Consider the following 20,907-nt stretch of genomic DNA (forward strand, 5'->3'; position numbering starts at 1 on the left):
CCCTTACGCCTTCACAGCTGGTTTAACAATCAGGTCGCTGCCGGTTGCACCCGGGACAGCACCTTTGACCAGCAGCAGGTTGCGCTCAGCGTCAACACGTACTACTTCCAGGCTCTGAACGGTTACGCGCTCATTACCCAGCTGACCAGCCATTTTCTTGCCTTTGAACACTTTGCCCGGAGTCTGGTTCTGACCGATAGAACCCGGAACGCGGTGAGACAAGGAGTTACCGTGTGTAGCGTCCTGGGTACGGAAGTTCCAGCGCTTAACGGTACCTGCGAAACCTTTACCTTTAGAGGTACCGGTAACGTCTACTTTTTTAACGTCAGCGAAAATTTCAACACTGATGCTCTGGCCAACAGAGTATTCTTCACCTTCGGTGCGGAATTCCCACAGACCACGGCCGGCTTCAACGCCAGCTTTAGCAAAATGACCTGCTTCCGGCTTACCAACACGGTTTGCTTTTTTCGCACCGGTGGTAACCTGGATCGCCTGGTAACCATCGTTTTCCAGACCTTTGACCTGGGTAACGCGGTTTGCTTCAACTTCGATTACGGTTACTGGGATTGAAACGCCTTCTTCAGTGAAGATGCGCGTCATGCCCACTTTTTTACCGACTAAACCAATCATTGTATCAACCTCTCAATCGCTCGATGACCTGATTAACCCAGGCTGATCTGCACGTCAACACCGGCAGCCAGATCCAGACGCATCAGAGCATCAACGGTTTTTTCAGTTGGCTCAACGATGTCTACCAGACGCTTGTGAGTGCGGATTTCGTACTGATCACGCGCATCTTTGTTAACGTGCGGAGAGATCAGAACGGTGAAGCGCTCTTTGCGAGTCGGCAGCGGGATCGGACCACGTACCTGCGCACCAGTGCGCTTGGCAGTCTCGACGATTTCCGCGGTTGATTGATCGATCAGGCGATGATCAAACGCTTTAAGACGGATACGGATTCTTTGGTTCGACATGAGACCAAGGCTCCAAACATTTTATAAACGAAAAAAATTACTACCCGCACCCATTACGATTGATGGGGGAGTGTAATCGTTCAGCATATAACTCCCCAATCGGGAGTATTGTCAGGCGATACACTAATCGCTATCGCCTGCGATTCTGCTCGAATCGCGCCACACCAATATCGGCAGGCCCGCGCATTATACGCAAATCTGTTCAGGAAGCAACCCATGCTGCGTTTTTAACCGCAAAAGCGCGCGCCGGTAAAAAAGCCCGCACGGGGCGGGCTGCAATCAACAGGTGGAACGGCACGGCAAACGCTACTTATCGCCCTCTTCTTTCAGCTGGGCCTGCAGATAGTTTTGCAGACCCAATTTCTGAATCAGGTCGAGCTCAGTTTCCAGCCAGTCGATATGGTGCTCTTCATCCGCCAGAATCTCGATCATCATGTCGCGGCTGACGTAATCATGCACTTTATCGGCGTACGCAATCGCTTCGCGTAAGTCTTTCGCCCCTTCCAGTTCGAGCGTCAGGTCCGACTGCAGCATTTCCGGCACGTCTTCACCGATGCGCAGCCGGCCGAGATCCTGCAGATTAGGAATGCCTTCGAGAAACAAAATGCGTTCGATGTACTTGTCCGCATGTTTCATTTCATCAATGGATTCATGGTATTCAACATCGTTGAGGCGGATTAAGCCCCAGTTTTTGAACATGCGCGCATGTAGAAAGTACTGGTTGATTGCAACCAGTTCATTTCCCAGCAATTTATTGAGGTGAGTAATGATTTTGCCGTCGCCCTTCATTTTGCTTCCTCCGCTTGCAGATAAATAGAGCGTAGATGCGGATAAAAAGAAGTCAAAAAAACGCGACAGTTTTTGGGGTTATTCAGGCGAAGCGGATGCGCAGTTACGCTATCTCTTTGTAAAGCGGTACGTTTTGCATTTCATCATCCATAATCTCGCGCGCCACGCGAATACACTTGCCGCACTGCTTGCCGATAGGCACCAGCTGGCGCAGTTGCTGAATCGATTTGGGTTGATAACGGCGGACAACTTCACGCAGGGTTCGGTCGCTTACGGCATTACACAGACAGACGTACATTTACAGCCCACTCCAGTACAATTTCTGATCAAAGTGTAAATGAGAATGGTTTTTATTTCAACGTAGCTTTTGTGTGGGATTAGGCGTGCCGGTCAATGCAAAGCAAAAAAAAAGAGCACCGAAGTGCTCTTTTTCATGCTGCGGTGGCAACCGGAGTTACCACCGTTATTAACGCAATTAAGCGAGAACTTCAGCAACAACGCCCGCGCCAACGGTACGGCCGCCTTCGCGGATTGCGAAGCGCAGACCCTGGTCCATCGCGATTGGGTGGATCAGCTCAACGGTCATTTTGATGTTGTCGCCTGGCATTACCATCTCAACGCCTTCTGGCAGTTCGATGTTGCCGGTCACATCAGTAGTACGGAAGTAGAACTGTGGACGGTAGCCTTTGAAGAACGGAGTATGACGGCCGCCTTCGTCTTTAGACAGTACGTACACTTCTGATACAAACTTGGTGTGTGGCTTGATGGTGCCTGGCTTAGCCAGAACCTGACCACGCTGGATCTCTTCACGCTTGATACCGCGCAGCAGAACACCACAGTTCTCGCCTGCCTGACCCTGGTCCAGCAGTTTGCGGAACATTTCAACACCGGTACAGGTAGATTTAGCAGTCGCTTTGATACCTACGATTTCTACTTCGTCGCCCACTTTCACGATGCCGCGCTCAACACGACCGGTAACAACGGTACCACGGCCAGAGATTGAGAATACGTCTTCGATTGGCAGCAGGAACGGCAGATCGATAGCACGTACTGGATCTGGAATGTAAGTATCCAGGTGACCAGCCAGCTCAACGACTTTCGCTTCCCACTCAGCGTCGCCTTCCAGCGCTTTCAGCGCAGAACCGCGTACGATTGGGGTATCGTCGCCTGGGAAGTCGTACTGAGACAGCAGATCGCGCACTTCCATCTCAACCAGTTCCAGCAGCTCTTCGTCATCAACCATGTCGCACTTGTTCAGGAACACGATGATGTAAGGAACGCCAACCTGACGACCCAGCAGGATGTGCTCACGGGTCTGAGGCATTGGGCCATCAGTCGCCGCAACAACCAGGATCGCGCCGTCCATCTGCGCAGCACCGGTGATCATGTTTTTCACATAGTCGGCGTGGCCTGGGCAGTCAACGTGTGCGTAGTGACGGGTCGGGGTTTCATATTCAACGTGAGAGGTGTTGATGGTGATACCACGAGCCTTCTCTTCTGGCGCGTTATCGATCTGATCGAATGCACGAGCCTGGCCGCCGTAGGTTTTAGCCAGAACGGTGGTGATGGCTGCAGTCAGGGTGGTTTTACCGTGGTCAACGTGACCGATGGTGCCCACGTTTACGTGCAGTTTGTTACGTTGAAATTGCTCTTTCGCCATGGCGATAATCCTTACGTTATGCCTTCATCAGTGATGAAGGCATCAGTTCACAATTTTTAAACCGTAGCCTTATTTGCTACGAGCTTCAATAACGGCCTGAGCGACGTTGTTCGGCGCATCATCGTACTTCAGGAACTCCATGGAGTAAGAAGCACGGCCTTTGGTCAGAGAACGCAACTGAGTCGCGTATCCGAACATTTCAGACAGCGGAACTTCAGCGTGAATCTGAACGCCAGTTGCGTTAGATTCCTGACCTTTCAGCATACCACGACGGCGGCTCAGGTCACCGATAACGTCACCGGTGTTCTCTTCTGGGGTTTCTACTTCAACCTTCATGATTGGCTCAAGCAGAACCGGCTGTGCTTTCTTAAAGCCATCTTTGAAGGCGATAGAAGCGGCCAGTTTAAACGCCAGCTCAGAGGAGTCAACGTCATGGTAAGAACCGAAGTGCAGACGCACGCCCAGATCAACTACCGGGTAACCGGCCAGTGGACCAGACTTCAGCTGCTCCTGGATACCTTTATCAACCGCAGGGATGTATTCACCAGGAATCACACCACCTTTGATATCGTTGACAAATTCGTAGCCTTTCGGATTCGAACCCGGCTCCAGTGGGTACATGTCGATAACAACATGACCGTACTGACCACGACCACCAGACTGCTTGGCGTGTTTACCTTCGATATCGGTAACTTTAGAGCGAATCGCTTCGCGGTAAGCAACCTGAGGTTTACCGACGTTCGCTTCAACGTTGAATTCACGCTTCATGCGGTCAACGATGATGTCGAGGTGCAGCTCACCCATACCAGCGATGATGGTCTGGTTAGACTCTTCGTCAGTCCATACGCGGAATGACGGGTCTTCTTTCGCCAGACGACCCAGAGCCAGACCCATTTTTTCCTGGTCAGCTTTGGTTTTCGGCTCAACGGCGATAGAAATTACCGGCTCAGGGAATTCCATACGCTCCAGAATGATCGGGTTAGATGGATCACACAGGGTATCACCGGTGATCACGTCTTTCAGACCGATTGCTGCAGCGATGTCGCCTGCGCGAACTTCGCTGATCTCTTCACGTTTGTTGGCGTGCATCTGAACGATACGACCGAAACGCTCACGTGCAGATTTCACGGAGTTCAGTACGGTATCGCCCGAGTTAACCACACCCGAGTAAACGCGGAAGAAGGTCAGGTTACCTACGAACGGGTCGTTGGCAATTTTGAACGCCAGCGCAGAGAACGGCTCGTCGTCAGTTGCGTGACGCTCAGCCGGGGTATCTTTACCGTCGTCCAGGATACCGTTGATCGCCGGAACGTCAGTTGGTGCTGGCAGATATTCAACCACCGCATCCAGCATCGCCTGAACACCTTTGTTCTTAAATGCAGAACCACAGGTCACGAGGATGATCTCGTTGTTCAGTACGCGCTTACGCAGAGCAGATTTGATCTCTTCTTCAGACAGTTCTTCACCGCTAAAGAATTTCTCCATCAGCTCTTCAGAAGCTTCAGCAGCTGCTTCAATCAGCTTGCCACGCCACTCTTCAGCCAGTTCCTGCAACTCAGCACGGATATCTTCGTAAACGAAGGTAGTACCCTGATCGGCGTCGTTCCAGTTGATCTCTTTCATCTTGATCAGGTCAACAACACCGGTGAAGTTCTCTTCTGCGCCGATAGCCAGCTGCAGTGGAACCGGAGTCGCGCCCAGACGTGATTCGATCTGACCAACAACTTTCAGGAAGTTCGCACCCATACGGTCCATTTTGTTAACGAACGCGATACGTGGAACTTTATATTTGTTTGCCTGACGCCATACGGTTTCAGACTGCGGCTGCACGCCACCTACTGCACAGTAAACCATTACTGCGCCGTCGAGCACACGCATAGAACGTTCTACTTCGATGGTGAAGTCAACGTGTCCCGGGGTGTCGATGATGTTGATGCGGTGCGGCTCAAACTGCTTCGCCATACCTGACCAGAACGCAGTGGTCGCTGCAGAGGTGATGGTAATACCACGCTCCTGCTCCTGCGCCATCCAGTCCATGGTTGCAGCGCCATCGTGCACTTCACCGATTTTGTGGTTAACACCGGTGTAGAACAGGATACGCTCGGTGGTAGTGGTTTTACCGGCGTCAATGTGTGCGCTGATACCGATGTTACGGTAGCGCGCAATGGGTGTTGTACGAGCCATTTGATTCCTCTGATTCTCGGACGTTCAATGTAAGTCGACCCCAGCGGGTTGGCTGAATGAGCGCCCGCTGGTTTAACAACAACTACGTGGCGATTACCAGCGGTAGTGTGCGAACGCCTTGTTGGCTTCAGCCATACGGTGAACGTCTTCACGTTTCTTCACTGCAGTACCTTTGTTTTCTGCAGCGTCAGAAAGTTCGTTCGCCAGGCGGAGAGCCATCGATTTATCACCGCGTTTACGAGCAGCTTCTACGATCCAACGCATTGCCAGGGCATTACGACGAACCGGACGGACTTCAACTGGAACCTGGTAGGTTGAACCACCAACGCGACGTGACTTAACTTCGACAGTCGGACGTACGTTTTCGAGTGCAACTTCGAAAGCTTCCAGACCATCTTTACCAGCACGTTGAGCCAGGGTATCAAGTGCGGTATAGACGATTGATTCAGCAGTAGATTTTTTACCATCTACCATCAGGATATTTACAAATTTAGCCAGCAGCTCTGATCCGAACTTAGGATCCGGCAGAATTTTACGCTGACCAATGACGCGACGACGTGGCATGGAAATACTCCGTTGTTAATTCAGGATTGTCCAAAACTCTACGAGTTTATTTTGACATTAAAGTTAAAACGTTTGGCCTTACTTAACGGAGAACCATTAAGCCTTTGGCTTCTTCACGCCGTACTTGGAGCGAGCCTGCTTACGGTCTTTAACACCTGAGCAGTCCAGCGCGCCACGAACGGTGTGGTAACGCACACCTGGCAGGTCTTTTACACGACCGCCACGGATCAGGATCACGGAGTGCTCCTGCAGGTTATGACCTTCACCGCCGATGTAGGAGGTGACTTCAAAACCGTTAGTCAAACGCACACGGCAGACTTTACGCAGTGCGGAGTTTGGTTTTTTCGGGGTAGTGGTGTAAACACGAGTACAAACACCACGTTTTTGCGGGCAAGCTTCCAGCGCCGGCACGTTGCTTTTAGCAACCTGACGAACGCGTGGTTTGCGAACCAGCTGGTTAACTGTTGCCATTAAATAGCTCCTGGATTTAGCTTTTGCTTCGTAAACACGTAATAAATCGCCTCGTATTACTACGAGGAGGCAGAATTTTAGGGCTGTGCCCATAGGGTGTCAAGAAATAACCAGGTTTTACCCTTCACCAGGCCACTTGTTGTGGGTGCTTCGTCGTCAGCGTAACGAAACCAGTATAGTTCAGACGCGACACATTGGTCGAAATTTGCGCAGTCAGCCCGCGCGCCATCACGTCTTCTTCTAATACCCACAGCGTGGCGGGCGACGCCAGCAGCTGCTGCAGCTTCTGACTGCCTGCCAGCGCGGCCGTCACACCATCCTGTAACAGCAGCACGTCATCGCCCTCCTGCAACAGCAGCAGCAGGCTATCGAAATCGCATTGCCAGGGAGAGTGCAGCAGGGTGTAGAGCATGGTCAGTTCTCAGAAACGGAGGATACGGTCATAAGTTGCCAGCGTCTGGCGCAGCGCGGCAGGTTCCAGCAGCTGCGCATCCAGCACGCGCGCTGCCGTGAGACTCTGGCCACGTGCCAGCAGAGACGCCTGACAGATATAGCAGCGATCGATGTCGTATAGCGCCAGCACGCCAAAGGTCGCAATATAGTCACGCGCCAGAATCAGCGCCGGCTGCTGATCGCGGTTGAGCTGCAGCACGCCGTCGCCAATAAAGAACAGGCCGATGTCCTCGCTCAGCGCGCCGGTCGCCAGCACGGCATCCAGCCCTTCCCGGCCAGCACTGCTGCCGTGCGGAGCCTGCGTAAACAGAAACGCCACGCGGTTCATCAGAACTGCACCAGGCGATCGCAGCTCAGCGCGGCTTCCGCCAGCGCGCCCAGGCCGCTAAGAGTAAATCCGGGCTGCAGATTGCTGCCCGCCAGCTGCAGGCGTGCCGCCTCCTGCGCATCGGTCACGCCGCGCCGCAACGCGGCTGCCACACAGATATTCAGCGCCGCGCCACTGTTGTCGCGCAGCTGCTGCCAGGCGCGCACCATGTCCACTTCATCGCTGGCCGGCGCGCTGAGCTGGTTAGCATTCAGCACGCCTTCGCGGTAAAAGAACACGCTTTCCAGCTGATGTCCCTGCGCCAGCAGCGCACGGGCAAACAGCAGCGCGCTACTGGCGTGCTGTGTGCCGTAAGCCGGCCCGGTCACCAGCAGCGTGTAGCGCATTAGCGATCCTGCCCCTGCAGATCGCCACTCTTAAACTGGCGGATATACAGATACACGGTGTGCTTAGAAATATTGAGGCGATCGGCCACCTGGTTAATGGCGTCCTTGATATCGAAAATGCCCTTCTCGTACAGATTGAGGACGATCTGGCGATTCTTGGCGTTATTCGACACGTTGCGATCGGCGCTCACCTCTTCAATAGTGAACTCCAGCGTCTGGGTGACCAGATCCTCTACCGAGCTGGCAAAGTTGACGTTGGAATCCACCTGCTGCGTCTCCGGCGGCATGAAAGTCGACATAATCTGCGAAAACGGTACGTCCAGGTTCATATTGATGCACAGCAGGCCAATCACCCGCTGCTGCCGGTTACGAATCGCAATGGTTACCGACTTCATCAGCACGCCACTTTTGGCCCGGGTGAAGTAGGCGCGCGACACATTGCTCTCCGCGCCGTGCATATCATGCAGCATGCGCAGCGCCAGATCGGTAATCGGGGAACCCACTTTGCGGCCGGTATGTTCGCCGTTGGCGATACGCACGGCGGAGCATTTAAGATCTTCCAGAGAGTGCAGCACGATTTCGCAGTGCGAGCCAATCAGCATCGCCAGACCGTCGACCACCGCTTCGTAGGATTTAAGAATATCGTAGTCTGCTTGTTCGAACGGACGCTGCTCCAGTAAATCGAAGTCAGTCAGTTCGCCGGGATTGAATGGATTAGACATCGAAGACATTACCCTAAATGGCTGGAGCCTGTCTCGACAGCATTGGGGCAGACTCATCTTATGATCATTGTGCAGGCGCTAGTCTGGCAAATGTCGCCGTTTTTAGCCAGAGCTTTACTCATCGCGCCGCAAATTCAGGATGAGCGAAAACAAAACCGCCGCCCGAAGGCGGCGGTGCAAGTCAGCTTACTGCGCTTTCTTGTCAGCAGCGGCCGGAGCCTGCGCTTTCTCATCGGCTTTCGGCGCCGGCTTGATGTCGAGCAGCTCAACATCGAACACCAGCGTTGAGTTGGCCGGAATACCCGGTACGCCGTTTTTGCCGTAAGCCAGGTTCGGTGGGATCACCAGCTTGATCTTACCGCCTTTCTTCACGTGCTTCAGACCTTCGGTCCAGCCCGGGATTACGCCGTCCAGACGGAACGACAGCGGCTCGCCGCGCGTGTAAGAGTTGTCGAACTCGGTGCCGTCAATCAGCGTACCTTTGTAGTTAACCACCACGGTATCGCTGTCTTTCGGGGTTTCACCGCTGCCCTCTTTCTCTACCTGATACAGCAGGCCAGATTCGGTTTTCTTCACGCCCTTCTCTTTGGCGAACTTGTCCGCGTAAGCGGTGCCTTTGTCAGCATTCTCTTTCGCGTCTTTTTCCATCTTCGCCTGAGCGGCCCCTTTCACGCGGCCTTCAAACGCCTGCAGCGTCTGCTCAATCTCTTCGTCAGACAGCTTGCTCTTGCCGCCAAACGCATCCTGAACACCGGCAATCAGCTGGTCTTTGTCCAGTTTGATACCCAGTTTCTCCTGCTCCTTCAGAGAGTTGTCCATGTAGCGACCCAGGGAGGCGCCCAGCGCATAGGCTGACTGCTGGTCTTCGTTTTTGAAGGCAGCATTTTTCGGCGCCTGTGGCGCAGCCTGCGCTGCGTCAGCCGGTGCCGCAGTGGTTTCTGCTGCCATTGCCAGCGGTGCATTCAGCGCGACGGCCATGGTGGTAGCTAACAATGTGACTTTAAACAGTGATTTCATCCTTTCTCCAAAACCGAAGCTTCAAAACCTCGGGAATCATTGCGGACAGTGGCCCACACTATAACTTTACGTGGCAGTGGCGAACACTCCCACAGTGTAATTACCCGGTCAACCTCCGACCTTTTTTGCTTCAGGAAGTTTCATCAGAGATATAGGCGCAACGCGGGAATTCAATGCATACGCCAGACCGAAGGTGAAATATCAGGTGATTCTGACACGAAAGACCGTAGAATCACGCCCGACAAGATCAACGCGCAGCACCGTGACAGGAGGAGTGATGATGCAACAACCAGAATGGGATCAACGCCTTGAGGCGCTGGAGAGCAAGCTGGCTTTCCAGGAACATACCATTGAGCAGCTCAATCAGACGGTGGTTCAGCACGAGCTGGAAATGAGTAAACTGCGTGAGCAGGTGCGTCTGCTGGTGGATAAAGTGAAGGCCGCCGCCCCGTCCATAGTCGCTTCGCAAGCGGAAGAGACCCCGCCGCCGCACTATTAATGTCGCGCGCTTTGCTGCCCAATAAAAAGGCCACCCGCAGGTGGCCTTTTTACGCTTAGTGGTTGCAGCCGCAACCACCGTGGCCGCCGCAGCCGCCATGACCGTGCTCATGATCGTGACCATGGTCGTGGTCATGATGATGGCCGTCAGCGCCATGAACGTGGCCGTGAGCGATCTCTTCTTCCGTGGCTTCACGGATAGCGACCACTTCCACATTGAAGTTCAGGTTCTGACCCGCCAGCATGTGGTTACCATCAACCACCACGTGCTCATCTTCCACTTCGGTGATCTCGACCGGCACCGGGCCCTGGTCGGTTTCTGCCAGGAAGCGCATGCCAACCTGCAGCTCGTCAACGCCCATGAACACGTCTTTTGGTACACGCTGCACCAGGTTGTCATCGTACTGGCCGTACGCGTCGTTTGCCGGGATATGCACGTCAAACTTGTCGCCGACCGCGTGATTTTCCAGCGCTTTTTCCAGACCAGAAATCAGGGAACCATGACCGTGCAGATAATCCAACGGCGCACTCACCGGTGACTCGTCAACCAACACACCGTCTTCGGTACGAACCTGATACGCCAGGCTCACCACCAGGTCTTTTGCTACTTTCATGATATCTCCTAACCGTTGAGAACAAAGAATCCCGTCTCATTGGTCTATTCTCGCGTGCAATAACCAACCAGAAAGGTTCAGTACTGAGGATGCCAACAGTGCTGTTGGACCATACTGCTCAGCGTTAATGGCGCCGATTGTAGCGGAATTCAATACCGCTGTAAGGCTAAGCTTAAAAAAAGCTGCGCCATCGCGCTACTCCGGATGAAAAATGCCAATCACTTGCTCAGTGCTGCGAACCTGATCGCGCGCCTGCTTGTCCGCCTCACGCATCTGGTGGCCGCACTTCACGCACTCCACCACATCGACATTGTTTTCACGCCACATCGCCAGCGTGTCTTTCTCCTGACAGTGCGGACAAACCGCACCGGCAATAAAACGTTTACGCATAGTCTTTCCTGCCCGTCATCAGAACGGATACGTTAAGTGTAGCCTTACTCATCATCCCAGCCGTCAAACTGCCGTTTTTCATGCTGCATTTCACGCTGGAAAATGTCCTCCAGCTCGCGTCGCGCCTCACGCACGCGTGAAACCTGCACGCTGTCGTCGTGGCTCGGCACCAGTTCACGCAGCATGCGCATATCCAGCCGGCGGAAGTGCTGCTGCGCGCGCTGCGCCTGATGCGGATGCATGCCCAGCGATATCAGCGCTTTGCGGCCTAACTCCAGCGCGCTGGAGAAGGTTTCACGCGAGAACAGCGTGACGCCCGCCTGCAGCAGCTCATGCGCCTCGACACGACCGCGCGCCCGCGCCAGAATCTCCAGCTGCGGGAAGTGCTGCTGGCACAAGTGCACGATGGTCATCGAATCTTCCGGATCGTTACAGGTGATGACGATCGACTGCGCATTCTCCGCCCCGGCGGCACGCAGCAGCTCGAGCTCGGTGGCATCGCCATAGTAAACCTTGTAGCCATATTTGCGCATCAGGCTGACCGCCGAGATATCGCGCTCCAGCACGGTGATGCGCTTGTTGTTGGCCATCAGCAAACGCCCGACCACCTGACCAAAACGGCCAAAGCCCACCACAATCACCTGAGGCTGATCGTCCTCGACAAACGGCTTTTCGCCGTCCTCTTCCGGTTCGTTGAAGCGGCGCGCCAGAATCTTATCCACGCCCTGCATCAGCAGCGGCGTGGTCATCATCGACAGCGTCACCGTGACCAGCAGCAGCGGCAGTTGATCGCCACTGAACAGTTTTGCCGACGACGCCGCCGAAAACAGCACGAAAGCGAATTCACCGCCCTGACTCAGCACGCCGGCAAACTGCAGACGTTCCGAACTGCGCAGACCATAAATGCGCGCCAGCACATAGAGCACCAGCGTTTTCACCGCCACCAGCAGCACCACGCCGATCAGAATTTCGAAGATGTGGGTATAAAGCACGCCGAGGTTGAGCGCCATGCCCACCGAAATAAAGAACAGCCCGAGCAGCAGCCCTTTAAACGGTTCAATGGCCACTTCCAGTTCGTGGCGATACTCACTCTCTGCCAGCAGAATACCGGCGATGAACGTCCCCAGCGCCATCGACAGGCCCAGCGCATCCATAAACAGCGCCGAACCGAGCACCAGCAGCAGCGAGGCGGCGGTAAACACTTCCCGCACGCCGGACGCGGCGATGAACCGGAAAATCGGCCGCAGCAGATAGCGTCCGCCCACCAGCATACCGGCGAATGCCAGCACCTTCATGCCCACCTTGAGCCAGTCGACATGGCCACTGTCGCTGCCGGCCAGCAGCGGCACCAGCGCCAGCGCCGGAATCACCGCCAGGTCCTGGAACAGCAGCACCGAGAAGCCCAGCTGGCCCGCTTCGCTGCGGTTCATGCCTTTGTCGCGCATCAGCTGCAGCGCCATGGCGGTCGAGGACATCGCCAGGCCAATACCGCCAATCACCGCGGCCTGCCAGCTGAAGTCGGTCAGCCACAGCAGCACGCCGAGAATCGCTGCCGATACCAGCACCTGCGCGGCACCGACGCCAAAAATAGAGCGCCGCAGCGCCCACAGCTTGGCCGGGTTCAGCTCCAGCCCGATGATGAACATCAGGAACACCACGCCAAGCTCCGAGAAGTGCAGAATCTCGTCCACATCGCTGATGAAGCCCAGCCCCCACGGGCCGATGGCGATACCGGCCAGCAGATAGCCCAGCACCGCACCAATGCCGAGCCGGGCGGCAATCGGCACCACCAGCACCGCCGCCACCAGATAAATCACGCCGGCGGTGAGTAACGTTTCGCCTTGCATCACACTCCTCCGTTCGGCAGCGGTGACGCCAGCCAGTCGCCATAGGCGCGCGCAAAATTGCGCAGCACCTCGGGTGTCTGACGACGCGCCCAGTAAATCACCATCGGCGTCAGCCAGTGCATGCGACACATCTGCGCCGTCAGCTCAAACGGTCGCATAATGTCGCTCATCGGGTAACGATTGAGACCGCTGTGGTGATACGCCGTCTCCGGCTCACCGGTGGTCACCACGCTGCGCCAGTATTTACCTTCCAGCGCATTACCGTCCTGACCGCTGGCAAAGCCGCGCGACAGCACGCGATCCAGCCACTCTTTCAGCAGTGCCGGACAGCTATAGGTATAAAGTGGATGCTGAAACACCACGATTTGATGGTCGCGCAGCAGTTGCTGCTCGTAATGAATATCAATAAAGAAATCCGGATAGTGGGCGTATAAATCGTGCACCGTGACGTGGTCCAGTTCCATAGCCGACTGCAGCAAAACCCGATTAGCAATCGAATCCTGTGATTCCGGATGGGCGTAAAGCAGCAATATTTTGGGCGGCTGCGACATCGTTCCCCTCCAAAGCGTCGTCACCGCGGCGGAATTCCGCTACCATGCTCGACGCAACAAACATTATCGAATTATGTTGCCGATAAATTAACATATTCTGACGATACGGCGCTTATGATTGTCTTTTCCGCATTACAAATCCGTCGCGGCACCAATGTGCTGCTGGATAACGCAACGGCCACCATTAACCCGGGGCAAAAAGTCGGCCTGGTGGGTAAAAACGGCTGCGGTAAATCCACGCTGCTGTCACTGCTGAAGGGTGAAATCAGCAGCGATGCCGGCAACGTCACCTTTCCCGGCAACTGGGCACTGGCATGGGTGAATCAGGAAACCCCGGCGCTGAGTAAAGCCGCGCTGGAATATGTTATCGACGGCGACCGCGAATATCGTCAGCTCGAATCCGAATTAGCGGCAGCTAATGCGCGCGACGATGGCAACGCCATTGCGCTGCTGCACGGCAAGCTGGACGCTATTCAGGCGTGGAGCATACACGCACGCGCCGCCAGTCTGCTGCACGGATTGGGCTTCAGCCAGGAACAATTAATGCGGCCGGTGAGCGATTTCTCCGGCGGCTGGCGCATGCGTCTCAACCTTGCTCAGGCACTGGTATGCCGTTCCGACCTGCTGCTGCTCGATGAACCGACCAACCACCTCGATCTCGACGCGGTGATCTGGCTGGAGCGCTGGCTGAAGAGCTATACCGGCACGCTGATCCTGATCTCGCACGACCGCGACTTCCTCGACCCGGTGGTGGACAAAATCATCCATATCGAACAGCAGACGATGTTCGAATACACCGGCAACTACAGCTCGTTCGAGCGTCAGCGCGTAGCCAAACTGGCGCAGCAGCAGGCGCTGTACCAGAGCCAGCAGGAAAAAGTCACCCACCTGCAAAAGTACATCGATCGCTTCCGCGCGCAGGCCACCAAAGCCAAACAGGCGCAGAGCCGCATCAAGATGCTGGAGCGCATGGAGCTGATTGCCCCGGCGCACGTCGATAACCCGTTCAGCTTCAGCTTCCGCGCGCCAGAAAGCCTGCCTAACCCGATCCTGAAAATGGAGCAGGTTTCGGCGGGTTACGGTGAGCGGGTGATTCTTGATGCCATCAAACTCAACCTGGTGCCGGGTTCACGCATCGGCCTGCTGGGGCGTAACGGTGCCGGTAAATCCACGCTGATCAAACTGCTGGCGGGCGAGCTGGAGCCGCTGGCGGGCAAGGTGGGGCTGGCGAAAGGGATCAAGCTGGGTTACTTCGCGCAGCATCAGCTTGAGTATCTGCGCGCCGATGAGTCGCCGCTGCAGCATCTGGCGCGCATCGCCCCGAAAACGCTGGAGCAGCAGCTGCGTGACTACCTGGGCGGCTTTGGTTTTCAGGGCGATAAAGTCAGCGAAGCCACCGAGCGTTTCTCCGGCGGCGAGAAAGCGCGGCTGGTGCTGGCGCTGATCGTCTGGCAGCGGCCGAATCTGCTGCTGCTCGACGAACCGACCAACCACCTCGATTTGGATATGCGCCAGGCGCTGACCGAAGCGCTGATCGACTTTGAAGGCGCACTGGTGGTGGTGTCGCACGATCGTCATCTTCTGCGTTCGACCACCGACGATCTTTACCTGGTGCACGACCGCAAAGTGGATGTGTTCGAGGGCGATCTGGATGATTATCAGCAGTGGCTGAGCGACCTGCAGAAGCAGGAAACGCAGCAGGATGCCGCGCCAAAGCAGGACAACGCCAACAGCGCGCAGTCCCGCAAAGATCAGAAGCGCCGCGACGCCGAGCTGCGCGCGCAGACGCAGCCGCTGCGCAAAGAGATCGAAAAGCTGGAGAAGCAGATGGCCAAATGGCAGACGCAGCTCAGCGAAGCCGAAGCACAGCTGGCCGACAGCGCCATTTACGAGCAAAACCGTAAGGCCGATTTAACCGCCGCCCTGCAGCGCCAGGCGGAGAGCAAATCGGCGCTGGAAGAGGTCGAAATGGCGTGGCTGGAGGCGCAGGAGCAGCTGGAGCAGATGCTCGCGGGGTAAAGGTGCGCGATGATGCCCTCACCCTGACCCTCTCCCATAGGGAGAGGGAATAAACCTTACTCCCGCGCTGGAACAACCTCCTCCCACGGGAGAGGGAACAAACCTTAGTCCGCCTTACCTGCTACGCACCGTCGGCCCCCTCTCCCGCTGGCGGGAGAGGGGTGGGGTGAGGGCAATCAACGCTCCGAAATCACACCGGCACATCCCCTAACACCGTCGCGCGATGCATCACGCGCCGCGCCGGATAATAATCCGCGTTGGCATAATGCTGCGTCACGCGGTTATCCCAGATTGCCACGTCATTCGGCTGCCAGCGCCAGCGCACCTGAAACTCCGGCTTGGTGGCGTGCGCAAACAGATAGCCCAGCAGCGCCTCGCTCTCCTTCTCGCTTACGCCCAGCAGCCTGGTGGTAAAACCTTCATTAACAAACAGCGCCTTGCGTCCACTCACCGGATGGGTGCGGATCACCGGATGCTGCACCGGCGGATGCTTCGCCACGGCCTGCTGCCAGCGCTGATGCTCCTCTTCCGTCTTACGGTACTTATACTCCTGGAACGATTTCTTAAAGTCGTGCTCCGCCTGCAGGCCACTCAGCAGCTGTTTGAACGGCTCTGACAGCGCCTCGTAAGCGGCAATTCCGCTGGTCCACAGCGTATCGCCACCGCTCTCCGGCAGCAGCTTTGAGGCCAGAATAGCGATCGCCGGCGGCGTCTGAATAAAGGTGACGTCGGTATGCCAGTTATCGTTGTCCGGCGGATTATCCTGATGCGTATCCAGCACGATAATCTCTTCCACGCCTTCGGCATGCGGATAAACCGGATGAATGTGCAGATCGCCGAAGCGGATCGCCAGCGCGCGCTGCTGCTCCGGCGTAATGCGCTGATCGCGCAGAAACAGCACCTGATGACGCAGCAGACCGTGGTAAAGCTGCTCAAACTGCGCGTCACTCAGCGGACGGCTGAGATCGACATCGCTGACCTGCGCCCCGATATACGGACCCAGCGCGGTAAAATTCACTCGTTCGTTCATTGCTGTTCTCCATTCCAGGGCGTCAGTCGGCGCTGTAGCGCACGTAAACCCAGTTCTAAATTAAAGGCAATCAGGGCGATCACCGCGATGCCCGCCAGCACCACATCGGTGGCGAGAAACTCCCCAGCCGACTGCACCATAAAGCCCAGTCCGCGCGTCGCGGCAATCAGTTCAGCCGCCACCAGCGTGGACCAGCCCACACCAAGACCGATGCGCAGACCGGTGAGAATCTCCGGCAACGCACCGGGCAGAATGACAAAACGCAGCAGCTGCCAGCGCGTCGCCCCCAGCGCCTGAGCGGCACGGATCCGCACCTGCTGCGTATTCTTCACGCCGGCCAGGGTGGATAAAGTCACCGGCGCGAAAATTGCCAGATAAATCAGTAAAATCTTTGAGGTTTCGCCAATGCCAAACCAAATCACCATCAGCGGCAAATAGGCCAGCGGCGGTACCGGTCGATAGAGTTCAATCAGCGGATCGAGCAGCCCGCGCACCGCCGGGCTAAGCCCCATGGCAATGCCCACCGGAATGCCGATCAGCGCGGCAAAGAACAGCGCCACCAGCATGCGCGTCAGGCTGGCACCAAGGTGCTGCCATAGCGTGGCATCCATAAAGCCCTGCGGACCAGCAATAACCAGCAGCTTATGCAGCACCTGCTGTGGTGGCGGCAGAAACAAGGGCGCAATCAGCCCCAGCGCGGTCACGCCCCACCACAGCAGCAGCAGCACGGCCACGCTCAGCAGGCTCAGCGACAGCTGGCGGGAAAAGGGCCAGCGCAGGCGAAGAACGCGGGACGTCCGGCGCTTGTCATCAATAACGGCACTCATACAAACGCCTCCCGCTGCGCGAACACCTGGTTCAGGACATACTCACGTCGTTCGATAAATGCCGGATCGGATTTGATGCTGCGGCACGGCTCGCCCGCGGCGAAGCGCTGGCCAAAGTCGAGCTTCAGGCGTTCCACTACGCGACCCGGACCCGGCGACAGCAGCACCAGTTCGCTGGCGAGAAAGACGGCTTCTTCGATGTCATGGGTGATCAGCAGAATCTGCTTGCCGGTATCGCGCCATAACGTCAGCAGCAGCGTCTGCATCTGCTCGCGCGTGAAGGCATCCAGCGCACCGAACGGCTCATCTAACAGCAGCAGCTGCGGATCAGCGGCCAGCGCACGGGCAATCCCCACGCGCTGACGCTGACCCCCAGAGAGCTGCCAGATAAAACGCTTTTCTGCGCCCTCGAGCCCGACCTTACGGATCAGACGGCGGGCGATCGCGTGCCGTTCAGCTTTTGCCATGCCCGCCAGCTGCAGGCCAAACGCCACGTTATCGATGACGTTACGCCACGGCAGTAGCCCTTCGTTCTGAAAGACCACGCCGCGCTCTGCGCCCGGTCCGCGTACCGGCTTGCCATCCAGCGTGATACTGCCGGACTCCAGCGGCAGAAAGCCGGCGATCAAGTTCAGCAGCGTGGTTTTGCCACAGCCGGACGGCCCCAGCACCACCAGTAATTCGCGGCTGGCCAGCTGCAGATTGATATCCTGCAGCGCCGGTTGCCCGGCGTAACGTGCGTTGAGATGGGTGATGCTGAGCATAAGGCCTCCGTTATTTGGCTAAGGGGGCAACAAAGCGCGTGGTGACAAAGCTGCTGTAGTCACTGGCGGCATCCGGCACTTTGCCCTGCTCTTTCAAAAACTGTGCGGTGTCGACAATCGCCTTGTTGACCGGTTTGCCCAGCTGTTCCACCTGCTGCTGCGCCGTCAGGTAGGTATTGCCTTTCACCAGTCCGGGGACGTCACTTTCCGGCACGCCGCTCAGGCGCGACAGCTTGCTGAGGTTATCCGGCTGCTGCAGCCACTGTTCCGGGTTGGCGATATAGGCCTGCTGCGCGGCAATCGCGCTACGGGCGAAAGCGGTGACCACTTCAGGATGCTGCCGGGCAAAATCCTTGCGCACCACCCAGACGTCGAGGGTCGGTGAGCCCCACTGCCCGACCTGCGACGAGTCGGTCAGCACCTTGCCGTCTTTCTCCAGTTCATTGACGGCGGGTGCCCAGACATAGGCGCCGTCGATATCACCGCGCTGCCAGGCAGCAATGATCGCCGGCGGCTGCAGATTAACCAGTTGCACCTGGGTGGGTTTGATGCCCCAGTGTTTCAGCGCGGCCAGCAGGCTGTAATGGGTGGTGGAGATGAAGGGAACGGCAATGCGTTTGCCGATCAAATCTTTGGGTGAGCTGATGCCTTTTTTCACCACCAGCGCTTCAGAATTGCCCAGCTGTGAAGCCAGCAGGAAAGCTTCAATCGGCAGCTGCTGCGTGGCGGCCACCGCCAGCGGGCTGGAACCAATGTTGCCAATTTGCACATCGCCCGAGGCTAACGCACGCAGGACGCTGGCGCCGCTGTCGAATTTGCGCCAGTCAACCGTGGCACCGCTCTCTTTGGCAAAGGTATTGTCAGCCTGCGCCACTTTGGCCGGTTCCGCCGACGTCTGATAAGCCACGGTCACATTGACCGCCTGCGCCTGAAAGGTCATCAGCGCTAACGCAGCTGCTACCGCGCTTATTGTTTTGGTTACTGCCATTATCATGCACCCCAATGTTGAGTCGTGACGGCAGTGTCGCCAGCAGCAATGATTTCATAAAGGAATTAAAAATTATCCCTAATAAAAATCGGTTCTTAGATCAACATCAGGTAACGCTATGCAAAAAGTGCAAATACAAAACCGCTGGTGCGGAACAAATATGTCAGGCGCTCACATGCCGACTGTGGTATTGATCTCGTCTTGATTTTTTCCCCTTTTACAGCGGTACTGGCCTCCATGTCGATTGAGAAAGTTGCGCGCCTCGCGGGCGTGTCGAAAGCCACGGTTTCACGGGTGTTAAACCAGCATCCTGGCGTCCGCCCAGATACGCGTAAACGGGTGCTGGCCGCCATTAATGTGTGCGAATACCAGCCCAACCTGCTGGCGCGCCAGCTGCGTACCGCGCAAAGCAACATGTTGCTGGTGCTGATTTCCGATATCACCAATCCGTTCTGTTCACGGGTGGTGCAGGGCATCGAGGCGGAGGCCGAAGCGCACGGCTATCACATCCTGTTATGTAATTCCGCCTCACAGCTGCGGCGCGAAACCGCCTATCTGGCGCTGCTGGCCGGCAAAGTGGTGGATGGGGTGATCACCATGGACGCCGCGGCCTGCCTGCAGGGACTGAAAGAGTTAATTGGTGATGCGCCGTGGGTGCAGTGTGCGGAGTACGATCCCTCGGTGAACGCCTCCAGCGTCACCATCGATAACCGTCAGGCGGCCTATGACACGGTGCATTATCTGGCCGGCAAAGGGCGTCAGCGCATTGCGCTGGTCAACTGTGATATGCGCTATCTCTATTCGCACCAGCGCGAAAGCGGCTATCGCGACGCCATCACGCAGCTGGGGCTTGACTGGCACGGCGTCGCTTACGCCAGCGATATCTCCTGCGAAGCGGGCAGCGCGGCGCTGCGCGAACTGCTAACACAGCCAGAGCGGCCGGATGCGGTGTTTGCGGTATCAGACGTGCTGGCGGTTGGCGTGATTCACGCTGCTCTGGAGGCCGGACTGCGCGTGCCAGAGGATCTGGCGGTGGTCGGCTTTGACGGCATTCCGTTCACCAGCAGCATCAACCCGCCGCTGACCACCATTGCCCAGCCGATGAACCAGATGGGTGCGCGCAGCGTGCAGCTGCTGCTGGCGCGCATCCGTCAGCGCCAGGCGGCCGTGGTGCATGAAGTACTGCCGTGGACGCGCATTGAGCGCGCCTCCAGCTGACTCAGTGCCAGATCAACAGCACGCAGGCTGCGGTCAGCGCACCCATGGCGAGGTTGAAGATTTTCCACGCGCGCGGGCTGCGCAGCAGGCGGCCAATCAGCGAGCCGAAACCCATCCAGATCACGCCGGAAACCACGTTCACCAGCGCCATACCGATGCTGATCGCCACCACGGAATGCAGATAGGCGCTGCCGGCAAGGCTAAAGCTGGCGACCGCACCCAGCGCCATCAGCCAGGCTTTCGGGTTGATCAGTTGCAGTAACCCGCCCTGCCAGAAAGGCATCTGCTTCACGCTGGCATCGTCGGTCTCCAGCGTTTCGTATTCGGCGGTGGCAATTTTCCACGCCAGCCACAGCAGGTAGAGGCTACCGGCCACTTTCAGTACCAGATGCAGTGAGGGATAGAGCAGAATCAGGCTGCCGATGCCAAACGCCACCATCAGCAACATCACCTGCATGCCAATCATGATACCAATCAGCAGTGGAAAGGTGCGCAGGAAGCCAAAATTAGCACCTGAGGCGGTAAGTAACATATTATTGGGCCCTGGCGTGATGGCCGCGACCCAGAGAAAGCCCAGCATTGATAAAAAAAGACTCAGTTCCATGTATATTCG

The 20,907-nt window shown here is 56.6% G+C and carries 25 protein-coding genes; 3 read left to right on the plus strand and 22 right to left on the minus strand.

What is annotated here, in order from left to right; translation table 11 throughout:
• Positions 1-3 precede the first annotated feature (3 nt).
• The 13 genes from rplC to fkpA form a co-directional block, all read right to left on the minus strand.
• On the minus strand, positions 4-630 hold the full coding sequence (gene rplC / locus KOL70_RS10760; RefSeq protein WP_021508214.1) for a 50S ribosomal protein L3: 627 nt from the start codon (positions 628-630) through the stop codon (positions 4-6).
• A 32-nt stretch (positions 631-662) separates the two neighbouring features.
• Positions 663-974, minus strand: a complete 312-nt coding sequence (rpsJ, locus tag KOL70_RS10765; protein WP_006120582.1) for a 30S ribosomal protein S10 — start codon at positions 972-974, stop codon at positions 663-665.
• A 306-nt stretch (positions 975-1,280) separates the two neighbouring features.
• Complete coding sequence (gene bfr / locus KOL70_RS10770) at positions 1,281-1,763, minus strand: bacterioferritin (RefSeq protein WP_021508213.1); 483 nt, start codon at positions 1,761-1,763, stop codon at positions 1,281-1,283.
• Between the two features lie 103 nt (positions 1,764-1,866).
• Positions 1,867-2,061 (minus strand): bacterioferritin-associated ferredoxin, encoded by a 195-nt coding sequence (gene bfd, locus KOL70_RS10775; protein WP_021508212.1) that lies wholly within the window; start codon positions 2,059-2,061, stop codon positions 1,867-1,869.
• A 177-nt stretch (positions 2,062-2,238) separates the two neighbouring features.
• Entirely contained in the window at positions 2,239-3,423 is a 1,185-nt protein-coding gene (tuf, locus tag KOL70_RS10780; protein ID WP_058770981.1) for an elongation factor Tu, read from the minus strand.
• Between the two features lie 69 nt (positions 3,424-3,492).
• Positions 3,493-5,607, minus strand: a complete 2,115-nt coding sequence (gene fusA / locus KOL70_RS10785; RefSeq protein ID WP_021507461.1) for an elongation factor G — start codon at positions 5,605-5,607, stop codon at positions 3,493-3,495.
• A gap of 93 nt (positions 5,608-5,700) precedes the next feature.
• Positions 5,701-6,171 carry a 30S ribosomal protein S7 gene (gene rpsG, locus KOL70_RS10790; protein WP_007886246.1) on the minus strand — a complete coding sequence of 157 codons (471 nt, stop codon included), beginning with the start codon at positions 6,169-6,171 and terminating at the stop codon, positions 5,701-5,703.
• Between the two features lie 96 nt (positions 6,172-6,267).
• Positions 6,268-6,642 (minus strand): 30S ribosomal protein S12, encoded by a 375-nt coding sequence (rpsL, locus tag KOL70_RS10795; RefSeq protein ID WP_010616440.1) that lies wholly within the window; start codon positions 6,640-6,642, stop codon positions 6,268-6,270.
• Between the two features lie 124 nt (positions 6,643-6,766).
• Positions 6,767-7,054, minus strand: a complete 288-nt coding sequence (gene tusB, locus KOL70_RS10800) for a sulfurtransferase complex subunit TusB (protein ID WP_021507460.1) — start codon at positions 7,052-7,054, stop codon at positions 6,767-6,769.
• A gap of 9 nt (positions 7,055-7,063) precedes the next feature.
• Entirely contained in the window at positions 7,064-7,423 is a 360-nt protein-coding gene (tusC, locus tag KOL70_RS10805; RefSeq protein ID WP_215480627.1) for a sulfurtransferase complex subunit TusC, read from the minus strand.
• Positions 7,423-7,809, minus strand: a complete 387-nt coding sequence (tusD, locus tag KOL70_RS10810) for a sulfurtransferase complex subunit TusD (RefSeq protein WP_215480628.1) — start codon at positions 7,807-7,809, stop codon at positions 7,423-7,425. The genes tusC and tusD overlap by 1 nt, the downstream gene beginning before the upstream one ends.
• Complete coding sequence (locus tag KOL70_RS10815) at positions 7,809-8,531, minus strand: transcriptional regulator (protein WP_021507457.1); 723 nt, start codon at positions 8,529-8,531, stop codon at positions 7,809-7,811. Before KOL70_RS10815 ends, tusD begins: the two co-directional genes overlap by 1 nt.
• A gap of 186 nt (positions 8,532-8,717) precedes the next feature.
• Positions 8,718-9,548 carry an FKBP-type peptidyl-prolyl cis-trans isomerase gene (gene fkpA / locus KOL70_RS10820; protein ID WP_021507456.1) on the minus strand — a complete coding sequence of 277 codons (831 nt, stop codon included), beginning with the start codon at positions 9,546-9,548 and terminating at the stop codon, positions 8,718-8,720.
• Between the two features lie 280 nt (positions 9,549-9,828).
• Here fkpA and KOL70_RS10825 point away from each other — a divergent pair, with 280 nt between their 5' ends.
• On the plus strand, positions 9,829-10,047 hold the full coding sequence (locus KOL70_RS10825; protein WP_215480974.1) for a SlyX family protein: 219 nt from the start codon (positions 9,829-9,831) through the stop codon (positions 10,045-10,047).
• A gap of 55 nt (positions 10,048-10,102) precedes the next feature.
• Here KOL70_RS10825 and slyD read toward each other — a convergent pair whose 3' ends face one another.
• From slyD to kefG, 4 genes are all read right to left on the minus strand, one after another.
• Positions 10,103-10,660: a peptidylprolyl isomerase gene (slyD, locus tag KOL70_RS10830; protein WP_215480629.1), complete on the minus strand. Its 558-nt coding sequence runs from the start codon at positions 10,658-10,660 to the stop codon at positions 10,103-10,105.
• 195 nt (positions 10,661-10,855) lie between these two features.
• The gene (locus KOL70_RS10835; RefSeq protein ID WP_021507453.1) at positions 10,856-11,050 is read right to left on the minus strand and encodes a YheV family putative zinc ribbon protein; all 195 of its coding nucleotides are present in this window, start codon (positions 11,048-11,050) and stop codon (positions 10,856-10,858) included.
• 44 nt (positions 11,051-11,094) lie between these two features.
• Positions 11,095-12,897 carry a glutathione-regulated potassium-efflux system protein KefB gene (gene kefB / locus KOL70_RS10840; RefSeq protein ID WP_088517944.1) on the minus strand — a complete coding sequence of 601 codons (1,803 nt, stop codon included), beginning with the start codon at positions 12,895-12,897 and terminating at the stop codon, positions 11,095-11,097.
• Complete coding sequence (gene kefG, locus KOL70_RS10845) at positions 12,897-13,448, minus strand: glutathione-regulated potassium-efflux system ancillary protein KefG (protein ID WP_021507451.1); 552 nt, start codon at positions 13,446-13,448, stop codon at positions 12,897-12,899. The genes kefB and kefG overlap by 1 nt, the downstream gene beginning before the upstream one ends.
• 114 nt (positions 13,449-13,562) lie before the next feature.
• On the opposite strand from kefG, the gene KOL70_RS10850 reads away from it, so the two are divergent.
• The gene (locus tag KOL70_RS10850) at positions 13,563-15,467 is read left to right on the plus strand and encodes an ABC transporter ATP-binding protein (RefSeq protein ID WP_021507450.1); all 1,905 of its coding nucleotides are present in this window, start codon (positions 13,563-13,565) and stop codon (positions 15,465-15,467) included.
• A gap of 190 nt (positions 15,468-15,657) precedes the next feature.
• Here KOL70_RS10850 and tauD read toward each other — a convergent pair whose 3' ends face one another.
• The 4 genes from tauD to tauA are packed head-to-tail and all read right to left on the minus strand — an operon-like array spanning position 15,658 to position 19,076.
• Positions 15,658-16,497 carry a taurine dioxygenase gene (gene tauD, locus KOL70_RS10855; RefSeq protein WP_021507449.1) on the minus strand — a complete coding sequence of 280 codons (840 nt, stop codon included), beginning with the start codon at positions 16,495-16,497 and terminating at the stop codon, positions 15,658-15,660.
• A complete protein-coding gene (gene tauC / locus KOL70_RS10860) occupies positions 16,494-17,324 on the minus strand; it encodes a taurine ABC transporter permease TauC (protein ID WP_058780167.1) in 831 nt (276 codons plus the stop codon). The genes tauD and tauC overlap by 4 nt, the downstream gene beginning before the upstream one ends.
• Positions 17,321-18,088 carry a taurine ABC transporter ATP-binding subunit gene (gene tauB, locus KOL70_RS10865; protein WP_021507447.1) on the minus strand — a complete coding sequence of 256 codons (768 nt, stop codon included), beginning with the start codon at positions 18,086-18,088 and terminating at the stop codon, positions 17,321-17,323. The genes tauC and tauB overlap by 4 nt, the downstream gene beginning before the upstream one ends.
• 10 nt (positions 18,089-18,098) lie before the next feature.
• Entirely contained in the window at positions 18,099-19,076 is a 978-nt protein-coding gene (gene tauA / locus KOL70_RS10870; protein ID WP_031279690.1) for a taurine ABC transporter substrate-binding protein, read from the minus strand.
• A 237-nt stretch (positions 19,077-19,313) separates the two neighbouring features.
• Between tauA and KOL70_RS10875 the strand changes: the two genes are divergently transcribed.
• A complete protein-coding gene (locus KOL70_RS10875; RefSeq protein ID WP_021507445.1) occupies positions 19,314-20,294 on the plus strand; it encodes a LacI family DNA-binding transcriptional regulator in 981 nt (326 codons plus the stop codon).
• A 1-nt stretch (position 20,295) separates the two neighbouring features.
• Here the strand turns inward: KOL70_RS10875 and KOL70_RS10880 are convergent, their stop codons facing one another.
• Positions 20,296-20,898 carry a LysE family translocator gene (locus tag KOL70_RS10880; protein ID WP_031279689.1) on the minus strand — a complete coding sequence of 201 codons (603 nt, stop codon included), beginning with the start codon at positions 20,896-20,898 and terminating at the stop codon, positions 20,296-20,298.
• Positions 20,899-20,907 lie beyond the last annotated feature (9 nt).

Origin of the sequence: Pantoea sp. B270, from assembly GCF_018726825.1 — a bacterium.
GTDB lineage: Bacteria > Pseudomonadota > Gammaproteobacteria > Enterobacterales > Enterobacteriaceae > Pantoea > Pantoea dispersa.